This is a genomic window from Haloplanus sp. GCM10025708, from assembly GCF_042663985.1.
GTDB classification, from domain to species: domain Archaea; phylum Halobacteriota; class Halobacteria; order Halobacteriales; family Haloferacaceae; genus Salinirarus; species Salinirarus marinus.
In genome coordinates, this window is record NZ_JBHSZA010000011.1 from 2862997 (window position 1) to 2883836 (window position 20840).

22 protein-coding genes and 6 pseudogenes are annotated in these 20840 nt (G+C 67.4%); 15 read left to right on the top strand and 13 right to left on the bottom strand.

Annotated features, from left to right (window positions below):
- Positions 1–22: 22 nt before the first annotated feature.
- The 10 genes and pseudogenes from ACFQJD_RS19110 (at position 23) to ACFQJD_RS19155 (ending at position 8059) form a co-directional block, all read left to right on the top strand.
- Positions 23–544, top strand: coding sequence for an Lrp/AsnC family transcriptional regulator (locus ACFQJD_RS19110; protein ID WP_379796051.1), 522 nt, complete (start codon positions 23–25; stop codon positions 542–544).
- Positions 545–703: 159 nt separating this feature from the next.
- Positions 704–2059, top strand: coding sequence for an ABC transporter substrate-binding protein (locus tag ACFQJD_RS19115; RefSeq protein WP_379800357.1), 1356 nt, complete (start codon positions 704–706; stop codon positions 2057–2059).
- Positions 2059–2925: an ABC transporter permease subunit gene (locus tag ACFQJD_RS19120; protein WP_379796055.1), complete on the top strand. Its 867-nt coding sequence runs from the start codon at positions 2059–2061 to the stop codon at positions 2923–2925. The genes ACFQJD_RS19115 and ACFQJD_RS19120 overlap by 1 nt, the downstream gene beginning before the upstream one ends.
- A gap of 35 nt (positions 2926–2960) precedes the next feature.
- On the top strand, positions 2961–3794 hold the full coding sequence (locus ACFQJD_RS19125; RefSeq protein WP_379800359.1) for an ABC transporter permease subunit: 834 nt from the start codon (positions 2961–2963) through the stop codon (positions 3792–3794).
- Positions 3785–4066 carry a hypothetical protein gene (locus ACFQJD_RS19130; protein ID WP_379796061.1) on the top strand — a complete coding sequence of 94 codons (282 nt, stop codon included), beginning with the start codon at positions 3785–3787 and terminating at the stop codon, positions 4064–4066. Before ACFQJD_RS19125 ends, ACFQJD_RS19130 begins: the two co-directional genes overlap by 10 nt.
- Positions 4063–4827: an ABC transporter ATP-binding protein gene (locus tag ACFQJD_RS19135; RefSeq protein ID WP_379796063.1), complete on the top strand. Its 765-nt coding sequence runs from the start codon at positions 4063–4065 to the stop codon at positions 4825–4827. Before ACFQJD_RS19130 ends, ACFQJD_RS19135 begins: the two co-directional genes overlap by 4 nt.
- 2 nt (positions 4828–4829) lie before the next feature.
- Positions 4830–5527 (top strand): annotated as a pseudogene (locus tag ACFQJD_RS19140) (ABC transporter ATP-binding protein).
- 2 nt (positions 5528–5529) lie between these two features.
- Positions 5530–7101, top strand: a complete 1572-nt coding sequence (locus ACFQJD_RS19145) for an amidase (protein WP_379800361.1) — start codon at positions 5530–5532, stop codon at positions 7099–7101.
- 92 nt (positions 7102–7193) lie between these two features.
- Entirely contained in the window at positions 7194–7403 is a 210-nt protein-coding gene (locus ACFQJD_RS19150; protein ID WP_379796067.1) for a hypothetical protein, read from the top strand.
- A 143-nt stretch (positions 7404–7546) separates the two neighbouring features.
- Positions 7547–8059, top strand: coding sequence for a TrmB family transcriptional regulator (locus ACFQJD_RS19155; protein ID WP_379796069.1), 513 nt, complete (start codon positions 7547–7549; stop codon positions 8057–8059).
- 175 nt (positions 8060–8234) lie between these two features.
- Here the strand turns inward: ACFQJD_RS19155 and ACFQJD_RS19160 are convergent, their stop codons facing one another.
- The 4 genes and pseudogenes from ACFQJD_RS19160 to ACFQJD_RS19175 all read right to left on the bottom strand — a co-directional run bounded on the left by ACFQJD_RS19160 (position 8235) and on the right by ACFQJD_RS19175 (position 11074).
- Positions 8235–8966 (bottom strand): DNA-directed RNA polymerase subunit epsilon, encoded by a 732-nt coding sequence (locus ACFQJD_RS19160; RefSeq protein WP_379796071.1) that lies wholly within the window; start codon positions 8964–8966, stop codon positions 8235–8237.
- Between the two features lie 164 nt (positions 8967–9130).
- Positions 9131–9268, bottom strand: coding sequence for a hypothetical protein (locus ACFQJD_RS19165; protein ID WP_379796073.1), 138 nt, complete (start codon positions 9266–9268; stop codon positions 9131–9133).
- Between the two features lie 71 nt (positions 9269–9339).
- Entirely contained in the window at positions 9340–10260 is a 921-nt protein-coding gene (locus ACFQJD_RS19170) for a hypothetical protein (RefSeq protein WP_379796075.1), read from the bottom strand.
- Positions 10257–11074: pseudogene (locus ACFQJD_RS19175) on the bottom strand (M48 family metalloprotease). Before ACFQJD_RS19175 ends, ACFQJD_RS19170 begins: the two are co-directional and overlap by 4 nt.
- Positions 11075–11289: 215 nt before the next feature.
- On the opposite strand from ACFQJD_RS19175, the gene ACFQJD_RS19180 reads away from it, so the two are divergent.
- Entirely contained in the window at positions 11290–11436 is a 147-nt protein-coding gene (locus ACFQJD_RS19180; RefSeq protein ID WP_379796076.1) for a rubrerythrin-like domain-containing protein, read from the top strand.
- A 220-nt stretch (positions 11437–11656) separates the two neighbouring features.
- Here the strand turns inward: ACFQJD_RS19180 and ACFQJD_RS19185 are convergent, their stop codons facing one another.
- Complete coding sequence (locus ACFQJD_RS19185; RefSeq protein WP_379800363.1) at positions 11657–12325, bottom strand: hypothetical protein; 669 nt, start codon at positions 12323–12325, stop codon at positions 11657–11659.
- Between the two features lie 211 nt (positions 12326–12536).
- On the opposite strand from ACFQJD_RS19185, the gene ACFQJD_RS19190 reads away from it, so the two are divergent.
- The 4 genes and pseudogenes from ACFQJD_RS19190 to ACFQJD_RS19205 all read left to right on the top strand — a co-directional run bounded on the left by ACFQJD_RS19190 (position 12537) and on the right by ACFQJD_RS19205 (position 14759).
- A complete protein-coding gene (locus tag ACFQJD_RS19190; RefSeq protein ID WP_379796079.1) occupies positions 12537–13310 on the top strand; it encodes an AAA family ATPase in 774 nt (257 codons plus the stop codon).
- Positions 13307–13847: pseudogene (locus ACFQJD_RS19195) on the top strand (hypothetical protein). Before ACFQJD_RS19190 ends, ACFQJD_RS19195 begins: the two are co-directional and overlap by 4 nt.
- 83 nt (positions 13848–13930) lie before the next feature.
- On the top strand, positions 13931–14380 hold the full coding sequence (locus ACFQJD_RS19200; RefSeq protein WP_379796082.1) for an OsmC family protein: 450 nt from the start codon (positions 13931–13933) through the stop codon (positions 14378–14380).
- 55 nt (positions 14381–14435) lie between these two features.
- Positions 14436–14759, top strand: a complete 324-nt coding sequence (locus ACFQJD_RS19205) for a HalOD1 output domain-containing protein (protein WP_379796084.1) — start codon at positions 14436–14438, stop codon at positions 14757–14759.
- Here ACFQJD_RS19205 and ACFQJD_RS19210 read toward each other — a convergent pair.
- The 8 genes and pseudogenes from ACFQJD_RS19210 to cbiB all read right to left on the bottom strand — a co-directional run bounded on the left by ACFQJD_RS19210 (position 14713) and on the right by cbiB (position 20832).
- Entirely contained in the window at positions 14713–15729 is a 1017-nt protein-coding gene (locus tag ACFQJD_RS19210) for a DUF7504 family protein (RefSeq protein WP_379796086.1), read from the bottom strand. The genes ACFQJD_RS19205 and ACFQJD_RS19210 overlap by 47 nt on opposite strands.
- A gap of 96 nt (positions 15730–15825) precedes the next feature.
- The gene (locus tag ACFQJD_RS19215; protein WP_379800365.1) at positions 15826–16092 is read right to left on the bottom strand and encodes a hypothetical protein; all 267 of its coding nucleotides are present in this window, start codon (positions 16090–16092) and stop codon (positions 15826–15828) included.
- 79 nt (positions 16093–16171) lie between these two features.
- Positions 16172–16525, bottom strand: a complete 354-nt coding sequence (locus tag ACFQJD_RS19220; protein WP_379796089.1) for a 4a-hydroxytetrahydrobiopterin dehydratase — start codon at positions 16523–16525, stop codon at positions 16172–16174.
- A 138-nt stretch (positions 16526–16663) separates the two neighbouring features.
- Positions 16664–17371, bottom strand: a complete 708-nt coding sequence (locus tag ACFQJD_RS19225) for an adenosylcobinamide amidohydrolase (protein ID WP_379796091.1) — start codon at positions 17369–17371, stop codon at positions 16664–16666.
- Positions 17364–18372: pseudogene (locus ACFQJD_RS19230) on the bottom strand (aminotransferase class I/II-fold pyridoxal phosphate-dependent enzyme). Before ACFQJD_RS19230 ends, ACFQJD_RS19225 begins: the two are co-directional and overlap by 8 nt.
- A 154-nt stretch (positions 18373–18526) precedes the next feature.
- Positions 18527–19077: pseudogene (locus tag ACFQJD_RS19235) on the bottom strand (NTP transferase domain-containing protein).
- A complete protein-coding gene (gene cobS, locus ACFQJD_RS19240; protein ID WP_379796093.1) occupies positions 19077–19853 on the bottom strand; it encodes an adenosylcobinamide-GDP ribazoletransferase in 777 nt (258 codons plus the stop codon). Before cobS ends, ACFQJD_RS19235 begins: the two are co-directional and overlap by 1 nt.
- 77 nt (positions 19854–19930) lie before the next feature.
- Positions 19931–20832, bottom strand: a pseudogene (gene cbiB / locus ACFQJD_RS19245) (adenosylcobinamide-phosphate synthase CbiB).
- Positions 20833–20840: the final 8 nt, after the last annotated feature.

Consider the following 20840-nt stretch of genomic DNA (forward strand, 5'->3'; position numbering starts at 1 on the left):
TTCGTCCGAAGTTCTCTCTCCTATGAACGACACATTACGGTCGATACCCGACCTCGACGAGACCGACCTCGCCATCCTCGAACGAATCGAGGACGATTTCGACGTCAGCCTGAAGACGCTCTCGGACGAACTCGACATCTCCCAGTCCGCGATCCACTACCGACTGAACAAACTCAAGGAGAAAGGCGTCATCGAGGGCGTCACTGCCGACGTCGACCCGCTCGCGTTCGGCCTGGAGATGGTCGCGATCACCGACGTTTCGGTCACTCACGAGACGGGCTACTCACAGAACATCGGCGAGAAACTGGTCGATATCCGCGGGGTCGAACGGGTCTACTACACGATGGGCGACGTCGATTTCGTCGTTCTGAGCCGCGTCCAGACGCGCGATCAGTTGAACGACCTCGTCGACCGCGTCGTCGCGCTCGAGGGCGTCAACGAGACGTCGTCGAAGTTCGTGATGCAGGAGTTCGACAGCGACGCCGCGGTGGTGGCGAACCTCACTCCGGAAGCGCGGGACGCCGTCCTCGACGCCGACGGGTGAGGAGCCGTCGGCCGTCGACCGGAAATATTGATCTTTGTTCTAGGTTTGGCGATATAGTGACACAATTTTGCTAATGTCGGCTCCTGTCGCTAAATTACTCTGATAATCGAGATGGTGGATCAGCAAATTTAAATGGCGCTATGGTAGATAGGCGAACCGATGTCACGAGAGACAACCGCAAGCGATAGCACCGAGAAAGGCGACCCGACCGGTCAGAGCGGGAACACCCGACGTCGGTTCCTGAAATCCGTCGCGGTGAGTACGGGCGCGGTCTCGATCGCCGGCTGTACGGGACAGTTCGGCGGTGGAGGCGGCGCAGAGCCGATCAAGATCGGGACGCTCTACGACAACAGCGGCCCCATGGGATTCGTCGGCAAGGGGAAGGACGCGGCCACGAAGATGTGGCTCGAAGAGCAGAATCACACGCTCCTCGACCGGGAAGTCGAGTGGATCGACTACAACCCCGCGGGCGACAACACGAAGTACAAGAACCTGACCCGGAAGCTCATCCAGCAGGACGACGTCGACATGATCTTCGGAGCGCTGCTGAGCTCGAACCGGGAGGCGCTCCGTCCGATCGTCGACGAGAACAAACAGCTGTTCAGCTACAACGGCTGGTACGAGGGCGGCGTCTGCGACGAGTTCATGGTCCTCAACACGACCCTCACCTCCCAGCAGCGCCCCCTGATCGACTTCATGGTCGAGAACTTCGGCTCCGACTACTACGCGCTCGTCGCGGACTACAACTACGGGCGCGTCAGCAACCGCTACGCGCGACATTACGCCCAAGAGAACGGGGCCGAGCCGGTCGGCGAGGAGTTCATCCCGCTCGAAGTCTCCGAGTTCGGCTCGACGATAAACCGCATCAAAGAGGAGGACCCCGACTGGATCCTCAGCCTGCTCGTCGGCTCGTCGCAGCTGTCCTTTTTCAAGCAGGCCGAATCCGCCGGAGTAGACCTCCCGTACGGGTCGCTCGCGAACATCGCGGGGACGTACGAACACGTCAAATTCGAGCCGCCGGTGATGTCCGACACGTACTCCTGTTTCAGCTACTTCCAGGAGATTCCCACCGAGCGAAACCGGCAGTTCGTCCAGAAGTTCCAGGAGAACAACCCGGATTACACGAAGGAGAACGGCGGGTACGTCTTCCTCTCGATCGCGGACGCGTGGAACGCGATCAGGTTCTACTGGAAGGCAGTCGAGAAAGCGGGCACCGTCGATCAGCAGGAGGTTCTCGCGGCCTACGAGGACGGTCTCGAACTCGAATCGCCGAAAGGGACGATCACGTTCAACGGCGAGACGCACCACGCCACGCAGAACATGTGGCTCGCGAAGGTCAACGACGACCACAGCATCACCTTCCTCGACCAGGGCGGCAACGAGACGGATCAGCCGATCGCCGAGAACGTCCAGACGAGCGAGTGGTTCCGCAACCAGTGTAACCTGGTCGAAGACAGCACGTGGGACGACCCGAAGACGGAGTATCTGACTCCTGACGAGGGTGATCTCGCTTAATGGCAGTCGTCGAGGAACTTTTCCGATTCCTCGTGTTGATGCTGAGTTTCTTCGGGACGCTCGCACTGGCGGGCATCGGCCTCGCCATCATCTTCGGCATCATGGGCATCATCAACTTCGCCCACGGGGAGTTCATCATGATCGGCGCGTACTCGACCTCGATGGCCTACCAGTTCGGACTCCCGCTGATCGCGGCGATCGGCGTCGGCGGACTCGCGACGGGCGTCTTCGGACTCGTCGTCGAGCGCCTGCTCATCCGCCACATGTACGACCGGCTGATCGACACGCTGGTCGCCACCTGGGGATTGAGCCTCATACTGACGCAGGTGGTCCGGATCCAGTTCGGCGGCTCGTTCGCCGGCGTTCCGGTTCCGTTCGGAACCTTCCAGTACGGGGGATTCAGCGCCTCGATGTACAAAATCGTGCTCGGGTTTGCGGCCATCGCACTGTTCGCTCTCGCCTACGTCATCCTCATGTACACCGACTACGGACTGCAGGCGCGTGCCGCGATGCAGAACAAGGACATGGCGCGGAGTTTGGGCGTCCAGACCGACCGCGTCTACATGCTGACGTTCTTCTTCGGATCGGTGCTCTCCGGCGTCGCGGGCGGCCTGTTCGCCCCGCTGACGGTGTTGACACCGTCGATGGGGAGCGACTACATCGTCAAGGCGTTCGTCACCGTCATCGTCGGCGGCGCGAACGTCATCGTCGGCACCTCGGGGGCCGCGCTGTCGCTGGGGTTCATTCAGACGCCAGCGTCCCAGATCTTCGGAACGCTCGGCGGCCGCGTCGCGCTCCTCGTCACGACGATTCTCATCATTCGCATCCTGCCGGAAGGCATCTCAGGGGTGGTTACGCGTGACTGAGAACGCGCTCGCCGTCCGAACCGAGGTGGAGCGCCGTGACTGAGGACGTCACCGACGAGTCGACGGGCCGCATCGCTCGCGTCCGCGATCTGCTCGAAGGGCAAAACACCCTCGGGAACTCGACGAAGTTCTGGTACGGGTTTCTCGTCGTCGTCGGCGTCGTCTTCGTCTACCCGCTCTTTACGAACCCGTATATCCTCAAGGTCAACACCAACTACTTCATCTGGATTCTCCTCGCGCTCAGCCTCGCGGTCGTCTGGGGCTACACCGGGATCTTCAACTTCGGACAGACGGCCTTCTTCGGCGTCGGTGGCTACACCTTCGGCATCGTCGGGATCACCCTCATCGACGTCACCGGCGGGACGAACGTCGCGATCGTCGCCGCCGTCGTCGTCGCCGCGATCGCCAGCGCGTTGCTCGGCTATTTCATGTTCTACGGCGAGATCAGCGGCCTCTACGTCGCTATCCTCACTCTCGCCGTCGCGCTGACCGGGAATCTCATCCTCACCCGGACGACGAACACGACCATCGGCGCGGCGGAACTCGGGGGGAACAACGGCATTACCGGCATCCCGTCGCTGACGTTGGGTGCCGGACCGATGTCGTTCAAGCTGGGGATCACCGTCCAGTACTACCTCGTCGCGGCCCTCCTCGTCGCGACGTATCTCGGGCTCAGGATCCTCCTGAACTCCTACTACGGCTACGTGCTCCTCGCGATTCGGGAGGACGAAGACAGGACTCGAATGTTCGGCTACGACGTCCGGAATCTGAAACTGATATCGTTCTCGCTCACCGCCAGCCTCGCCGGGTTCGCCGGCGCGCTCTACGCCGCGTGGGGAACTTCATCGACCCGAGCATCATGGGACTGACGCTCGCGTCGCTGCCGATCATCTGGGTCACGGTGGGCGGTCGCGATACGCTCATCGGACCGATAGTTGCGGCCTACGCCCTGCAGTCGATGTCGACGAAGTTGTCGACGGTCGGCAGCGGCTACACGAACATCTTCCTCGGAGCCGTGTTCGTGCTCGTCGTCCTCTTCTTCCCGGACGGGCTGATTCCGGCCATCGTGAACTGGTGGGAGGACCGCAAACAGGGCGCGGCCGAATCCGACAGCAGGCGATCCGCGGAGGTCGACGCATGACATCACGAGAGCAACCGACATCCGAGACGGACGAGCGACTCATCCTCGAGACGGACGGGCTGACGAAACGATTCGGCGGACTGACCGCCGTCGACGACGTCGACTTCGAGTTACCCGAAGGCGAACTCCGCTGCCTCATCGGGCCGAACGGGGCGGGCAAGAGCACGTTCCTCAAACTGGTGACGGGCGCACACTCCCCGACGAGCGGAACGGTTCGATTCGACGGGGAGGACATCACCGGCCTCGAACCCCACGACCGGGTTCGCCGGGGGATGAGTCTGAAGTTCCAGCAGATCAGCACGTATCAGGCGCTCACGGTCGAACAGAACCTCCGGGTTCCCACCCAGCGGATACGCAGCGGTCAGGAGGCGACCGACCGAGTCGAGGAACTACTCGACATCATCGGGTTGTCGGACCGCCGCACGGAGCGCGCGGGGAGTCTGGCCCACGGGGACCAGCAGTGGCTCGAAATCGCCATGGCGATGGCGACCGATCCGAAGCTACTGTTGCTGGACGAGCCGACGGCCGGAATGACCGTCGAGGAGACCCAGGAGACCGGCGAACTGATTCAGGACCTCGTCGACGAGGGGGTCACGATTCTGGTCGTCGAACACGACATCAACCTCGTCAGACAGATCGCGGACCGCGTGACGGTGTTACACCAGGGTCGGATCTTCACCGAGGGAACCGTCGAGGAGATCACCGCCGACGAGGACGTCAAACGGATCTACCTCGGGAAAGCCGCGGAGGGTTCGGCATGAGCCTGCTCGCTCTGGAAGACGTCAACGCGGGCTACGGGCGAACGCCCGTCCTCCACGACATCTCCATGGACATTCAGGAGGGGAAATCGTCTCCCTCATCGGCCGTAACGGGGCCGGGAAGTCGACGCTGATGAAGACGATCATCGGGTTGCTCTCGCCCACGAGCGGCGAGATCAGCTTCCGCGGTGAGGCCGTCACCGACGATCCGGCGGAGCGCCGCGCCCGACGCGGCATCGGCTACGTCCCGCAGGACAAGGAAATATTCCCCCGCCTCACCGTCCACGAGAACCTCAAGGTCGGCCGCTTGGTCAACGAACGCAGCGACGAAGAACTGTTCGAAGAGATGTACGACTACTTCCCGATCCTGGACGAGCGCCGCCAGCAGCGAGCGGGTACGATGAGCGGTGGGGAACAGCAGATGCTGGCCATCGCTCGCGCGCTGGTCGGAGCGCCGGACCTCCTCCTGCTGGACGAACCCTCGGAGGGCGTCCAGCCGACCATCGTCGAAGAGATCAGCGACGCCGTCAAAGAGATCAACGACGACATCGGGACGACGATCTTCTTCGTCGAACAGCACCTCGAGTTCACCATCAACACCACGGAACGGTGTTACGTGATCGAGACCGGCGAAATCGTCAACGAACTCCCGCCGGACGAGCTCCGGGATTCGGAGGTCGTCCAGCAACACATCACGGTGTAACGATGCCGTCCGAAACGTATCCCACGATCCATCGCCCGCCGCCGGAACGGGTGGCGGCCATCGCCGAACAGTTGGGGCTGGAGTTGACCGACGAGGAACTGGCGGATTACGCCGAACTCCTCGACGGCGCGTTAGCCGACGTCGAACGCATCGTGGAGCTTCCGTCCCCCGAGTTCGAACTCCACCGCCGCACGTACACGGACCGCCCGGCGGGACACCGGCCGACGGACGACGACAACCCGTGTAACGTCTGGATTACGAAATGCACCGTCGAAGGGGACGAACGCGGACCGCTCGCGGGGCGGACGGTCGGACTGAAAGACAACATCGCGCTCGCGGGCTACGAGATGACCTGTGGATCGCGTCTGCTGCGGGGATACGCCCCGCAGATCGACGCGACGGTAGTCACTCGGCTGCTCGACGCCGGGGCGACCATCTCCGGGAAGCTGAACATGGAGGCGTTCGCCTGGTCGGGTTCCAGCGACATCTCGGACTACGGCACCGTCCCCAACCCGCACGACCCGTCGCGACTGGCTGGCGGATCGTCGAGCGGGAGCGGGGCGGCCGTCGCACTCGGCGAGTGCGACATCGCCCTCGGCGGCGATCAGGGCGGATCGATTCGCATTCCGGCGTCGTGGTGTGGCATCGTCGGCCTCAAACCGACGACCGGGCTCGTCCCGTACACGGGAATTTTCCCGCTCGACCCGACGATCGACCACGTCGGACCGATGACACAAAGCGTCGAAGACGCGGCGGTCGCCACGGAGGTCCTCGCCGGCGAAGACCGCCAGAACGGCGTCAAGATGGACGCCAGACAGCCCCGCGGCGTCTCGGCTGACGACTACACCGCCGCTCTCGACGAGGCCGTCGACGGGATGACCCTCGGCGTCCTCGAGGAAGGGTTCGGCTGGGACGAGTCGAATCCGGCGGTCGACCGGACGGTTCGCGGCGTCGTCGACGAGCTCGAATCCCGGGGCGCGAACGTCGAGTCGGTGAGCGTCGACTACCACCGGGACATCCTCTCGCTCATCACGCCGATGGAGATTCAGGGCGGAACGCGACTCGTCGAGGAGGCGGGAGTCGGAACGCACCACACCGGGTGGTACTGGTCGGATCTGATCGACGCGTTCGAACCGCGCAAGGAGTCCCGCGCGGACGAACTCCCGCCGACGGCGAAAAACTCGCTCATCGTGGGGACGTATCTCGCCGACGAGTTCGGCATCGAGTTCTACGCCAAAGCCAAGAACGTCATCCTCGAACTCGAGCGCCAGTTGAACGAGCACCTCGACCGCTGTGACGCGCTGGTGATGCCGACGATTCCGATGTTGCCCTACGAGCGAGACGAGTCGTTGAGTCGGGTAGAGCGAGTCGGACGCATCGTCGAGAACCACCGGAACACCGCCACCTTCGATCACACGCACCACCCGGCGTTGACCCTGCCGTGTGGGAGCGTCGACGGGTTCCCCGTCGGGATGCAGTTGGTGGGGAGTCACTTCGACGAACGGACGCTGTTCACCGTCGCCCAGACGGTCGAGGAAATCGCCGACGCCCCCGAACTGCCGGTCTCGCCGTAGACGACGTTCGTCCGCGCGACGGTCGGTGCGTTTTTCGGGGAACCGGTCGTACGCCCGCGTACGACGCGGTCGTACTCACCGGACGCGAAACCATGCTACTCGACGCAATCCGCGAGACGCTCCGGCCCAACCGACGGAACGTCGCCGCCCTCTGTGCGCTCGTCGCGTTCGGCCTCGCGGTGCAGTTCGTCTCGAACACAGCCCTCAGATACGGCATCTATCTCCTCGCGTTCGTCGCGTGGATGGCGTGGTTCGTCGAGACGTGCGTCGAGGTGCTACGCCGCTGGGACGAGGTAGCGTAATTCGAAGACCGTCTACTTCTTGGACTATATCAGGGTGTTATTTTTGAATATTGGATCAGTATTCGACGAACATCGTGACATCGGCGACGATTGGTTAGTAATCAGAACACCTATTTCCCCCTGACCCGTACCGCGTGACTCGAATGGAGCTAACCGATCGCCAACAGGAGATCCTCGCCGAACTCGTCGACGGATACCGGTCGACGGAGGAACCGATGACGGGTGAAGACGTCGCCGAGGCCGTCGGGCGGACGACGGGATCAGTTCGCGGACAGATGCAGAGCCTCACCGCGCTCAATCTGGTCGAGGGCATCCCCGGTCCCGGTGGCGGATACAAGCCCACGGTGAACGCCTACGAGGCGCTCGACGAGCAGTCGCTGGACGACGCCGAATCGCTCGTCCTCGCGCGCGAATACGAACGTCGGGACGTCGTCGTCGACGAGATCGACTTCGTCGACGTCAATCATCCGGAGGAGTGTCGTGCCCGGCTCACGCTCGATCAGCCGGTCACGCAGTTCGAAGTCGGCGACGCCGTCGTCGTCGGCCCCACGCCGCGGACGCGTCTCGTCGTCGCCGGCCAGGTCGAGTCCTTCGACGAAGGCACCAACGAACTCCGCCTCGACGTGGCCAAACTCGAAGCGCCGCTCGAAGCCTGACCTGCGCCCCGCGTTCGGCGTCCGTCGGCCGTACGGACTTTCGGCGACGATCGCCGAGTCGTTCGCGCCCGCGACGCCGAAGCCGGACGCGTCGGGGATTCCCGCGTCCCCGACGGCGGTCCCGTCGCGCCGAACGCGGCCGTTGTCGCGTACGCAGTTGCCCCGGCGCGGGGCGTTACTCGTCCGATTCGGTCGTCCGTTCGCGGTCCCGCACGTCCGGCAGGTTCGGGTCGCGATACGGGTTTCGCCCGAGAGCGACCCCGCCGACGCCCCGCGACTCGACCTCCTCGCGGAGCGTCCGGTGGAGGCGGTTCAGACTCGTCTTGTCCAGGTCGTGGGCGTCCAGGAGGTCCTCGAAGGCGGCCTCGTCTTTGACGGAGTCGAAGCGGTCGTACAGCGACTGCAACTCCTCGGGCGAGCGGTCGTTCACCCACTCGGTGTCGTGCAGGCCGAGCCGTCGTTTCCGGTCGTCGTCGACGACGTAGCGGATGGCGACCAGCGCCACCTTCTCGATCGCGCGCTGGCTGCCGAACGCCGAGAAGTCCAGGTCGCGGACGATACCGAGGGCGCGGTCACGCTGCCACGGCGTCAGCGACAGGTGACTGCACAGCGCGTGGGTGATGCGGAGTTTGTCGAGGCGGTGCATCCGTTCGCCGTGACCCGCCATCGCGGCGTGGCGCTCGTCGTGTAACTGCCGTACCGTCTCGGAGACGTCCGCGGACGGCGACTCCGCGCGACCGATGAGCGTCGCCGCGGGCGAGACGACGCCCCAGCGCCGCGTGTGGACGTCGCGGTTGGCCGCGGACCGCGCGAGCGCGCCCGAACCCGGACGAACGTCGAGACGAGCGTGCTGCTCCGCCGAGTTTGCCGACGGCCGCGAGCGAGTCGGGATTCCGCGGTCGGTCATTCGGTACGGACTCGTCGCTCGCCGTAGTTCAAACTTCGGTCGCGGGCGCGGCGGCCGGCACGCCCGGCGGCGCGAGCGCTCGAAGCGTGCGGTTCCCGCGAGAAACTCCCTCTATATCTTCCCGTTGTGACGAGAACGACTTAAAGGAACGCGGGTCCCCCGACTCACGCGACTTTCGTCACCGCGTAGTGGGTGCCGACGTCGTGTGCGTTCCGGTCGGCGGCGACCCGTTTGGCCTCGGCGCGCGTCTCGAACGGCCCGTCGACTCGCCGTCCGTCACAGGTGACGTAGTATTCGCCCATGGTTCCGTACAGCGGCGTCGTGACCTTGACTGTAGCGGCGTCGTCGAAAACGAAGCGCCCGCGAACGCCCTCTATATCTCTCCGTTGTGACGAGAACGACTTAAAGGCGACCGCCCGGCGACGTAGTCGACGGTGAGAAATCGCTGGCCGAGGACCCACATCGCGTGGCGGGCGAGCACCGCGTCGCAGTCGTCCGACGTATCGCGGTCGACTCGACGCGCGAGCGACCGTACGCTGTCGGGGGCGGGTGCGTCGGCCGTCGAGGGCCACACTCGGAATCGCTGGTCCATCGGCGCGGCGGCCGCTCCGCGGCGGGTCACGAGGTAGAGGCCGGGGTGGCCGGGACGGCGCGTGGTGAGTTCGACGCCGCCCGCGTCGAGCTGTTCCGGACGGAGCACGGTGCTCAGATTACAGTACGGGAGCGGAACGGCGATGTTGACGTCGCGGATCCCGTCGTGGACGTGGCTCGCATAAAGGGCGACGAAGACGGCGTTTCCCGTCGCGGCATCGGTTCGAATCCACGCCCGCGCACCGTCGCGCGGGTCACAGTCGGTGCGGAGCGGGACGAAACGGCTCTCGAGGTGACGCACCTCCGCGTCGCCCGGGCCGGGGAGGTTCAGCTGACGGAGGCGACTCGTGAGCCGGGTAGCAGCGGCCGCGCCGAGGCGGAAGCCGCGGTGCCACCGCACGCGGTAGGCCATCCGGTAGTCGGCCGTCTCCTCGTAGAAGCGGCGGACTGCGGGGGCAACGGCGTCGGGGTCGAACCCCGGCCGTGCGTAGGCCGACAGGTCGTCCATCTCGCCGCGAACCGTCCCCTCGGCGGCGAGCTCGGTTCGGTCGACGAAGTCCGCACCGACGCGACCGCGGGCGACCACCGGCGAGAACGGCACGCCGTCGGGGACGCGACTGTGCGAGAGACTGATCGCCCCCGCCCCGACGCCGAGGGCGGCCGCGAAGAGCCGACGGCGTCGATCCATCGTCGCCGCGTTCACTCCCGGAGGCGGTCGATGCGCTTCTCGACCGGCGGATGCGTCGCAAACAGGGAGCGCAGGAGACCGCGCTCTCCACCGAAAATACAGAGGGCGTTCACGTTCGATTCGACGTCCGCGCCGCCCCGTGCGCCGCGCTGGATCTTCTCCAGGGCGCGAGCGAGGGGTCGCCGCCGCCGATGGCGTCCGCGGCGTCGCTGTCGGCGACGTACTCGCGGTAGCGCGAGATGGCGAGGACGAACACCATCACGACCAACTGGCTCAGCGTTCCGGCGACCATGCTCAGGGCGAAGTCCGCGATGTCGTTGTCGCCGGTGAGCAAGATGCTCCACTGGACGGCGATGCCGACGAGCGACGCGATGCTCTGTCCGAGGACCATCATCACCACGTCCCGGTTGCGGATGTGCGCGAGTTCGTGTGCGAGGACGCCCTCCAGTTCGTCCGGTTCGAGCAGCCGGAGGAGTTCCGACGAGACGACGACGACGCCCGCGCCCTTGCGCCCGACCGCGAAGGCGTTCGGCACGCCCATGTCGGCCACCATCAGCCGGGGTTTCTCGATACCCATCTCGTCGCTCAGGCGGTCGACCCGGTCGTGAACCGTCCGGTGTCGCTCTTCGGACAGCTCCTCAGCGCCGACGCTCCAGAGCGCGACTTTCTTCCCGAGGACGTGCTGGACGCCGACGAACAGCACCGATCCGGCGAGGACGATGGGGAGCCCCACGCCCATGGCGAACGCCACGGCGGCGAGTAGCGCGTAGAAGCCGAACAGGATGCTGCCGACGACGACCATTCGGACCTTCAGCCCGAGATGTCGCATGGTCGAATCCAGCGGTTCTCGGACTTTATGTCCACTGACTCGGGACGAAACGCGACCGGTCGTCCGCGGAGGCGACGCTCGACCGGATACAAAACCCGGGTCCGCCGTGCTACTATTATTTCACGAACCGACCTCTATATCGGGATTTGATATTGAATCATTTAAGAATATTAAGAGTAGGTTTATATCCGAGAACGAAAAGCTCGGTACGAGTTATGGTCCGATCGGATTCGCACCCGTCGACGGACGAACAGCAGTTCGAATGCATCGATTGTCTGGAACGCGTCGTCTCGGACGACCGCGTCAGCGTCTGTCCGGTGTGTGGGTCGCGGATGCAGAACGTATCGCTCCCGCGCGAGTGATGACGACGACGTGCGTTTGAGCTACGAGCAGGCATTTATGCGTTCCTCGCCGAGAGGGCGTATGTCAGATTCCCCTCCCTCCCGACGGCGATTTCTGTCGGCGGTCGTCGCGTCGACCGTGGCTACGGCGCTCTCCGGATGTCTCGGCGCGTTCGACGGGGGCGACGCCGACGACTCGACGCGGGTGCTGGCGCTCACGCTCTCCCGCGACGGCCGATCGCTACGCGAACAGTTCGTCGACGACCTCTCGGAGACTCGGCTCACCCACGACGAACGAGCGTTCGAGGCGGCCCGCGACGGCCGGCCCTACACGACGCGGTACCGGACGCCGTTCGATTCGACTCCGGAGGACCCAACCTACACCGAACGGAACGGCACCTACTACCGCCTCGACTCGGTCGTCGTCGACGAAGCGACGGCGACCCGTCCGGTCCTTCGACTGTCGGACGTCGGCGATCCGAACGACTCGGCGACGCCCGACGGCGTGGCCGCCTCCCGCCTTCCCGCGGTCGACCGGAAAGCCGTCGAAGTCGCGTACTTCGCCGCCCGGGCGCGCGGCAACGAAGGCGGCGTGCCGTGGGGATTGGTCCGGCGCGGCGGCTACGTCTACGGGAGCGGCGAGGCCGTCGACGCGAGCAGGCTGCTGGCCGACGACGGCCCGACTCACGTCACGTACCGTGAGACGGTCTACGCGGTCGAAATCGACCGCGAACAGTTTCACGGACCCGTCTACCGGGCGACAGTCGAACCGGTCGCGGAGTCGCCCGAGCGCATGGAGGCGATTCTCCGGGCGAAGTTCGTCGACGCCCGTATCTCGCGAGACGCTCTCTCGCCGGCGGCGCGGAACGTGATGGAGTCGGCGCGAACCGGGGGTTACAGCGAGTCCCACCCCTACTCGTCGGGCTACCGGGACGTGTTGCGAGCGATGCACGAACGGGCCTACCTCGACGGCGACGTCCGGAAGGACGCTGGCGTCGACGACGAGGACGCCGGATGCTCCGCTACGACGGCGCGTACTACGACTATCGGCTTCGGTTCCGGACGGAGTGACCGGCGCGGGAGGCGAAGCTTTATTCGCGGGCGGACGGGAGTCCACGCCAATGGTCGAGGCGTTCGCGGTGGCGAGCGGGAAAGGTGGGACCGGCAAGACCACCAGCACGCTCGCGCTGGGGATGGCGCTCGCGGAGCAGTACGACGTGACGGTGGTAGACGCCGACACGGGCATGGCGAACCTCCTCTTTCATACGGGTCTCGACGACGTCGACGTGACGCTGCACGACCTGCTCGTCGAGGACGTCGCCACCGACGTCTCGGCGGCCGTCTACGAGCGATTCGGGATGCACGTCGTCCCCTGCGGGACGAGTCTCGCCGCGTTTCGGGCGGCAGACCCCGAACGCCTCCGCGGCGTCGTCGCCGACCTCGCCGCCGACACCGACGTCCTCCTGCTCGACTCGCCGGCCGCCCTCGGCTCGAAGAGCGCCGTCCTGCCCGTCGTGCTCGCCGACCGCACGGTCGTCGTCCTCCAGCCGACGATCCCCTCGCTCAGCGACGGCCTGAAGGTCCAGGAGTACGCCCGGTCGTACGGGACGGAGACGGCGGGCATCCTGTTCAACCGCATCCGCGACGACGCGGACGTCGACCGCGTGGTCGACCGGGCGGAACGCTACTTCGGCGGTCGGACGCTCGGCGTCGTCCCCGAGAGCGACGTCGCCAGCGACGCCCGGCGCGCCGGCGAACCCCTGCTCTCGTACGCGCCGGAGTCGACGGCGGCCGAGGCCTTCCGCGACGCCGCCGCCCGCATCGACGTCCGCGCCGGCGACAGCGAGGACGTGGCCGACCGCTTCCGGAGCGCCGTCGTTCCCGACGAAGTATGAGAATCCCACGTGGCCGTCTCGTCCGATCGCGGGTCGTCAGCGACCCCGGCGTCGCCCTCGCGTCGGCGCTCGACCGCGAACTCACGGGGTACGCCGTCTTCGAACCGCAGGACGCGCTCCTCCTGACGAGGGGACCGCCGGCATCGTCACCTTCGACTCGGGGGTGCCGGTGCTCGCGTACAACACGGAGACTGACCGCGGCGGCGCGGACGCCCTCGCCGACCTCGCGGTCCCGGCCCGTACAGCGTCGAACTCTACGAAGTCGACGCCGCGGCCCTCGAAGACACCCACGACACCCCCGAGCTCCGGGTCGCACCCGACGTCCCCGCCGACCGCCTCGCGGGCGACCTGGCTCTCGCCGAACGCACTCGCGAGGCGGCCCCCGACGACCGACTCGACGCCGGCGACCCGGCCGATCCCGTGGAGGCGTTTCTCGAAGACGAGGAGAAAATCGAGGCCATCCGCGAACAAGCCCGGGAGGAAGCCCGGACCCGCGCCGAGGAGTGGGGACTCTCAGCCGCATTGGACGACGGGTGAGTGGGGACTCTCGGCCGCATTGGACCACTCCGCCGACACGGGCCTGCGGTAGCATTTAGTTCGTGGCAATCGTCCCCGGACGTATGTCGGAGCAGAATCTCGTTTCGTTCGGCACCGAGGCAGTGAGCGACAACGCGACCAAGACGACGGTCGAGGTCCGCGATTTCGAACTGGTAATCGACGAACCCGAGTCCCTCGGCGGCACCGACGACGGCCCCAATCCGCTCGAGTACGTCCTCGCCTCCCTCTCGGGGTGTCTCAACGTCGTCGGACATCTCGTCGCCGACGAGATGGACATCGACGTCCGCTCGATGTCGTTTTCGGCCGAGGGCGACGTCGACCCGCGGAAGTTCCAGGGAACGTCGGACGAACCGCGTGCGGGCTACGAGGAGATTCGCGTCACCGTCGACGTGGACACCGACGCCGATGAGGAGACGCTCGACGGCTGGATCGCGACGGTCGAAGAGCGATGTCCGGTCACGGACAACCTCAGATACGAGACGCCTCTCGACATCAGCGTCTCGACGGCGTGACCACCCACATACTTATGTATCCTTCCACTGCACTGACTAGACGAGACGACTCCCTATGCGCCAAGAAAGCGATGATCCGGGCCGGGTAGTTCCCGAATACGACTCCGAACGACGGGTGTACGCGGTCGATTACGAGAAAACGGGCGACACGGAACTCAGCGTGACCGTGGTCCACGCCGTGATGGACGTCACGGGTCGCGACCCGACGCAGGTACATCTCAACGACGTCGTCCAGCCGGACGCCCTCAACGCCATCTTCGAGGACAAACACGACGGCACGCCGCGCCGAGGCGGAGACCTGTCGTTCGTCCTCGCGGGGTGTAAAGTCGAGATCACCAACGACGGCGAACTGCTGATCGACCCGTCGTTCGAGGAGTAGCCGCCGTCACTCGGAGAACTCTTCGACGTACTGCCTGAGCCGTCGATTCCGCCTCGCCGCCGGCGAGAGGGTCACCTCTTTCCCGTCGGTGTCGAACTCCACGAGGCCGGCGTTCTGTAACTGCGGGAGGTGTGAGGCCGCCAGCGCCGTGTACACCCGGTCGCACTCTAACGACGTGAGATCGTCGACCTCGGCGTCGTTCTCGGTGGCGGCGACGCCGGCGGCGAGCGCGCGCAGTCCGACCGGGTTCTCGTGATCGTAGAGGTACGCGAGGATGTAGCGCCGCCGCGGATTGCGAACGACGTCGCGTTCGACGTCCGCGGCCGACGACCGCTCGGCCCCGGCGTCCGTCTCGGACCCACAGACGTCGTCGAACAGCGGCTCGAGCGTCTTTATCGTCCGGTCGTCGTGTCGGGTTGGGTCGAGGTGGACGTGTACACGCGTCCGCTCGCTTGACGTATCCCGTGAGGACGTGGAGGAACTGGAACACCTGCTCGGTGCCGCGTTCGCGGAGCATCGGGGTCAGCGAGTCGACACAGACGACCGTTCGCCGGCCGTCGTCGGCCCAGTCGTCGAGATACAGCGTGATGGCCGTCCCGAGGCCCTGCAGGTCGCCCGGGTCATTCATCGCCGTGAGCGTGACGTTGCTCCCGGGGAGAGACGTCGGCGTCGACGGTGACCGGGCGGCCGAACGAGTGGACTCGGCGAAACTGATGAGGCCGAACGCAGCGGGCATCGCCCCGGAGACGTCACGCCAGCGGTCGAGTACGTCGTCGACCAACTGCGTGTACGTGACCACCAGTACGTTCTCCTCGGCGGGGTCGGCGGCCGTCAGTCGGTGGGCGCAGGCGTCCGCCGCCCCGAGTTCGCTTCGTGACGTGAGCACGAGCGCCGTCGCCGGCTCGGGGTCGCCCTGCCAGTCGTCGCGTTGCCCCGTGGATTCGTCGTCGACGTCGTTCGGGCCCACCATATCGAACGTCCTGTCGGGAAGACATTCCTGTGGACGGACTAATAAATGTGCCGTGTCGACTGTTGGCATCCTCCCTTTCCCGACGCAATCGGGTCACTAGCGATCGGTTCCGTCGCCGCGCACGTCGAGGTCGGTTCCGTCGCGCGGACAGTAGTCGTACGACGGGTTCCGGGTGGTGAATCCACACGTCGGACACTCCCTGACGGGCGGTGGCTCCGCCTCGTTCCCTCGGCGGAAGAGCAGCGGCACGAACGGGACGAACAGAAACACCAGCAGGGTGTCGAAGTAGTACCACGCGGCGACGCTCGCGGCGAGGCTGACGGCGAATCCCAGGAGTGCGGTGAGTGTCCGCGACCCGACCATGGTCGGCGATTGTCGGGACACGGACAAGTGCGTGCCGGTACGTCAGTGGCCGGCGGGGGCTCGAACCCGAGCGGCGCGCTCACTCCGGCGCGTACGCCTCGTGGATCCGGTCCATCCGCGCCGCCATCACGAAGTCGGTCTCGTGTAGCCCGTCGATTTTGTGCGTCCACATCTCGACTCGCACCTCGCCCCACGACAGGTGGAGGTCCGGGTGGTGCCATTCCTCCTCGGCCAGCTCGCCGACGTCGTAGGTGAACTCCAGCGCGTCGCGGAAGTCGTCGAACGCGTAGGTCCCTTCGAGATGGTGGTCGTCGACTACCTCCCAGACGTCGCCGTCGAGTTCCGCGAGATAGTCGGCGTACTCCGCCTCCGTGAGCGGTTCGTCCTCCGAGGTGCAGGCCTCGCACTCGTAGTCCGCCAGTGCCTTGTCCATGCCTCCCCGTACGGGAGCCCCGCGCTTGTATTTCACCCCTCGCGTGAGGCAGATTCCGGCGTCGAGCCACCGCAGCGCTCGACGAAGACGCCGCGTCGGTGCGACCCGCGGACGTCGTGGTGGCCGATCCGTCGCCGTTCACACCGGCGAGACGTCCGCCCGGCCCTCGGTGACGACGCCGTGGTCGGCGTCGGCGACGGCGTCGGGGAAGTCGTCGTCGGGATACCGGGAGGCGAGGCTTGCGCGGAGGGCGTCGCGGACGCAGACGCGCGCGGCGTGGCCCACCTCGGTGGCACTCCCGGAGAACGACGTCGGCTCGCCCGACGGGTCGCAGGCGACGACGACGGCGTCGCTGGTCGTCCCCGTGAAGCCGGTGGTGGCGAGCAACGTCGCCGTCCGCGCCTCGGCGACGAGGGCCAGCAGGTTCGCCTGCGCGCCGGCGTCGAGCGCGCGCGTCGTCCCGAGGACGACGTTCACCGTCCCGGGCGTCGGCGTGTCGTCATCGGCGCGGGGGACGGCCGTGCCCCGCGAGTCGGCGTCGACCGGGAGCGCCGCGGGGTTCGAGAGCCCTGCCGTGACGACGGCCTCGACGGGGCCGAAGCGGGCACACCGGGCGTGGCGCTGGTCGACGCCGGTCAGCAGGGCGGGGCCCTCGTCGTCGAAGCCGGCGTCGGTGCACCGTTCGGCGACGAACGCCCCGAGGTCGGTGCGCGAGAACCCCTCGGGGACGGTGACGTTGTAGGCGGCCGGTGCGTCGGTAAAGCCGCCGCCGAAGCCGGTCGAGAGCCACCGCGCTCCCTCGCGCCGGAGGCGACAGACGCCGCGGGCGCGCGTCGCCTCAAACATCCGACAGCGCGTCGAGCAGGCAGTCGTTCTGTGAGGGGCGTTTGACGGCGACGCGGACGTGCGAGTCGAGGCCGGGAAACGTCGTCGCGTCGCGGAGGACGATGTCGCGTTCCCGCGCGGCGTCGATCACCGTCGACGCGTCGTGCGGGGAGACGTCGAGGAGGAGGAAGGGGGCGTCCGAGGGGTGGACGTCGAACCGCGTCGACAGCGCCGCTCGCATCCGTTCGCGCTCCGACTCGACGCGGCGGCGCGTCCGCTCGACGAACTCGGTCTGTTTCATGCAGTATGCGCCGACGTCGGCACAGGGCGTCGAGAGCGTCCACGTCAGCCGCGCCGTCTCCAGGCGGTCGCGCAGGTCGCCCGTGGCGACGGCGAACCCCGCCCGCAACCCCGGGAGGCCGAACATCTTGGTGAGCGACCGCGCGACGACCACGCCCGGCTCGCCCGCGAGGCTGGGGCGGTTGGTGAAATCGAGGAACGCCTCGTCCGCGACGAGGGTCGTCCCGGCCCGCCGGCAGCGCTCGGCGAACCGGACGAGTTCGTCCGTCGGGTAGGCGTCGCCGGTCGGGTTGTTCGGGTTGCAGACGATGGCGGCGGCGTGGTCAGACGGATCGGCGTCGAGGAGTTCGTCGTACGGGACCGCCTCCGGGAGTCCGCCCTGAAGCCTGATCTCCCGGTCGTACTCGCCGAAACTCGGCGTCGGGACCAGCACCGACTCGCCGGCTTCGACGACGACGTTCAGCGCGAGACGGATGGCGGCCAGACCGCCGCTGGTCGGGACGACATCTCGGGGTTCACAGCCGACGTAGGCCCCGGCCGCCGTCCGGAACTCGCAGTAGTCGTCGGCGGGGTACTCGCTCGCGGCCCCGAACGCGGACTCGTAGATTCCGACGACACCCGACGGTCGCTCGGGGTTCGTGTTCGCGCTGAAATCGAGCAGGCGCAGATCGGCTGCCCCCGTGTGCCACGCGCTCGACCCCAGCGACGGCTTCAGGATCCATGGGTGCGGGTGATGTACTGCAATGCCTCAAGTGTTCCGTCCGCGACAACGATTCGCACACACTCCCTCCGCGAGCCAGTGCACGCGGCCGGCGTCCGGACTCGGCGGCCCCGACCCCGTCGTCGTCCGCGACGATCCCTGTCCCGCATCGGGGCCTACGCACACAACGCCGCCGCGAGTTCGACGTCGGACGGTCGGTTCACGTTCACGGCGAGTCGGGCGTCGTAGCTCACGTACGTGGCGTCGTCGGCCTCGCCGACCACGTTGAGCCCGGTCGGCGCGAACTCCTCCCGTCGCGTTCGAACGCCGAATCCGCGCTCGCGCCGAGTCGGCGTTTCAGTTCCGCCGGCACGACAACGGTGAGCGACCCGCCACCGGCGACGGCCAGAGTGCGGTCGACGAGGATCGGTTCGAGCAGTGGGAGGTCCGCGACGGCGGTGAGGACGGGGCGCTCGACCCGGTCGAGCGCGTACTGCAGATCGGCGACGTAGCCCTCGCCTGGGGCGTCGATAACGGCCACGCCCCGGTCGACGAGGTGGCTCCGCGTCGCCGGCGTCTGCGGCGAGACGACGGCGAAGACGTCGTCGGCGTGGCTCGCCGCGAGGGCTTCGATCACCCGGTCGACCATGGGTATCCCGCCGACGTCGACGAGCGGTTTCTCCGCCTCGTACTCGGGACGGAGGCGCGTCCCCTCGCCGCCGCACATCACGAGAGCGTCCACGCGATCACCCCCGCGTGGACGGCGACGACCCGCCCGAGTTCGTTCGTCGCGCCGAGGACGTCGCCGCTCACGCCGCCGAGCCGCCGACGACTCCACCGGGCGACGGCCAGCGCGACGACGGGACCGGCGGCGACGGCCACGACCAGGGCCGGCGTACTGCCGGCCGGCGCGAACGCCGCGGCCGGAAGCGCCACGAGGAGGGCGGGCAGGAGCGACGCCGGTCCGGATTCGTCGACGACGGCGGAGCCGAGCCCTTCGTGTGCCGCGTCGCCGAGGCAGACGACGGTGGCGACGCCCGCCTTTGCGCCCACCTCGGCGGCGAGAGCGAGACGGACCCCGACCGCCGGCGTCGCTTCGGCCATCCCGAGCGCGCCGAACGCGAGCGCCACGAGCGCGAGCGAGAGCGCGAGGACGCCCCCGACGCCGGTAGCGGAGTCTTTCAGGACGGCCCGTCGGCGGTCGGTCGCCGACGGCGCGTCGTCTCCGCCGCCGGTGCTGTGGACGGCCGCCGCGTCGCCAGGGTCGGCGAGGCCGTCGGCGTGGGTGACGCCGGTGACGAGATAGAGGCCGACGAGATAGAGGACGGCCACGGCGGTGACGGGTGCCGCGAGCAGAAACGGGAGCGCGGCGAGCGCCCCGACGACGTAGCCGGCGAGGGTGAACGCGGCGGGGGTTCGACGGAAGGCGTCCCACGCTGCTTCGCCGCCGCCGACGGGCAGGCGCGTGAGGAACGCGAGCGCGCCCCGAAGTGCAGCGGGCACAGCGCGGAGCGTAGTAAGCACAGCGCGGAGCGTAGTAAGCACACCGCGGAGCGTAGTAAGCACACCGCGAAGCACGCTCAGAACCACGCTCGCACCCCCGGCGGGAGACACGCTGCGACGCCGAACGCGAGCAGTCCGGCGCGGCCGACGACGCGGACGCCGCGTCTCGCGTCGTCGACGGACGGGAGTCCCTTCCCGCCGTCGAGCGCGTAGTGGCCCGGTTTCTCGAGGCGGACGCCGAGGACGACGGCGAGCGTCGCCATCGGCCACCCGGAGTTCGGCGACGCCGGCGCGCGGGCCTCGCGGCGGGCGGCGACCAGCGACCCAGGTCGCCCGGCCGCGACGGCGACGAGGACGGCGCTCGCGCGGGCGGGAAGCCACATGACGGCGTCGTCGAGGCGGGCGCTGGCCCAGCCGACCGGTTTCGAGCGGTAGCCGAGCACGGAGTCGAGCGTGTTGACGGTCTTGACCCACGTCGCGCCCGCGGCGGCGAGGAGCGAGAGCGGAGCGACGAGCGCGAAGGCCGCGAGCGGAGCCACCAGCCCGTCGGCGAGGTTCTCGGCGGCGCTCTCGACGGCGGCGCTCGGACCTCGGCGGCGGACAGCGTCGACGCGTCCCGTCCGGCCAGGGCTCGCAGGTCCGTCCGGGCGGCGTCGAGATCGGCGTCCGACGCCGCGGTGACGCCTCTCGCGGTGTCGAGCAGCAGTCGACGGCTCGTCGCGGAAAACAGGACGAGGCCGGCGGCGACGGCGGCGACGGCCGGGTGGGCGCGCTCGGCGACGGCGACGCCCGCGCCGACGAGGCCGGCGGCGCTCAGCGGCAGGAGGACGGCCACGGCGACGCCGACGAGGCGCGGCCGCGTCCAGCGTCGATCGACGCGTGTGATCGCCCGGCCGATCCACGCCACGGGATGGGCGCGGGCCGGTGGCTCGGCGACCAGTCGGTCGAGCGCGGCCGCCAGCAAGACGGCCGTCGCCACTCCCCGGG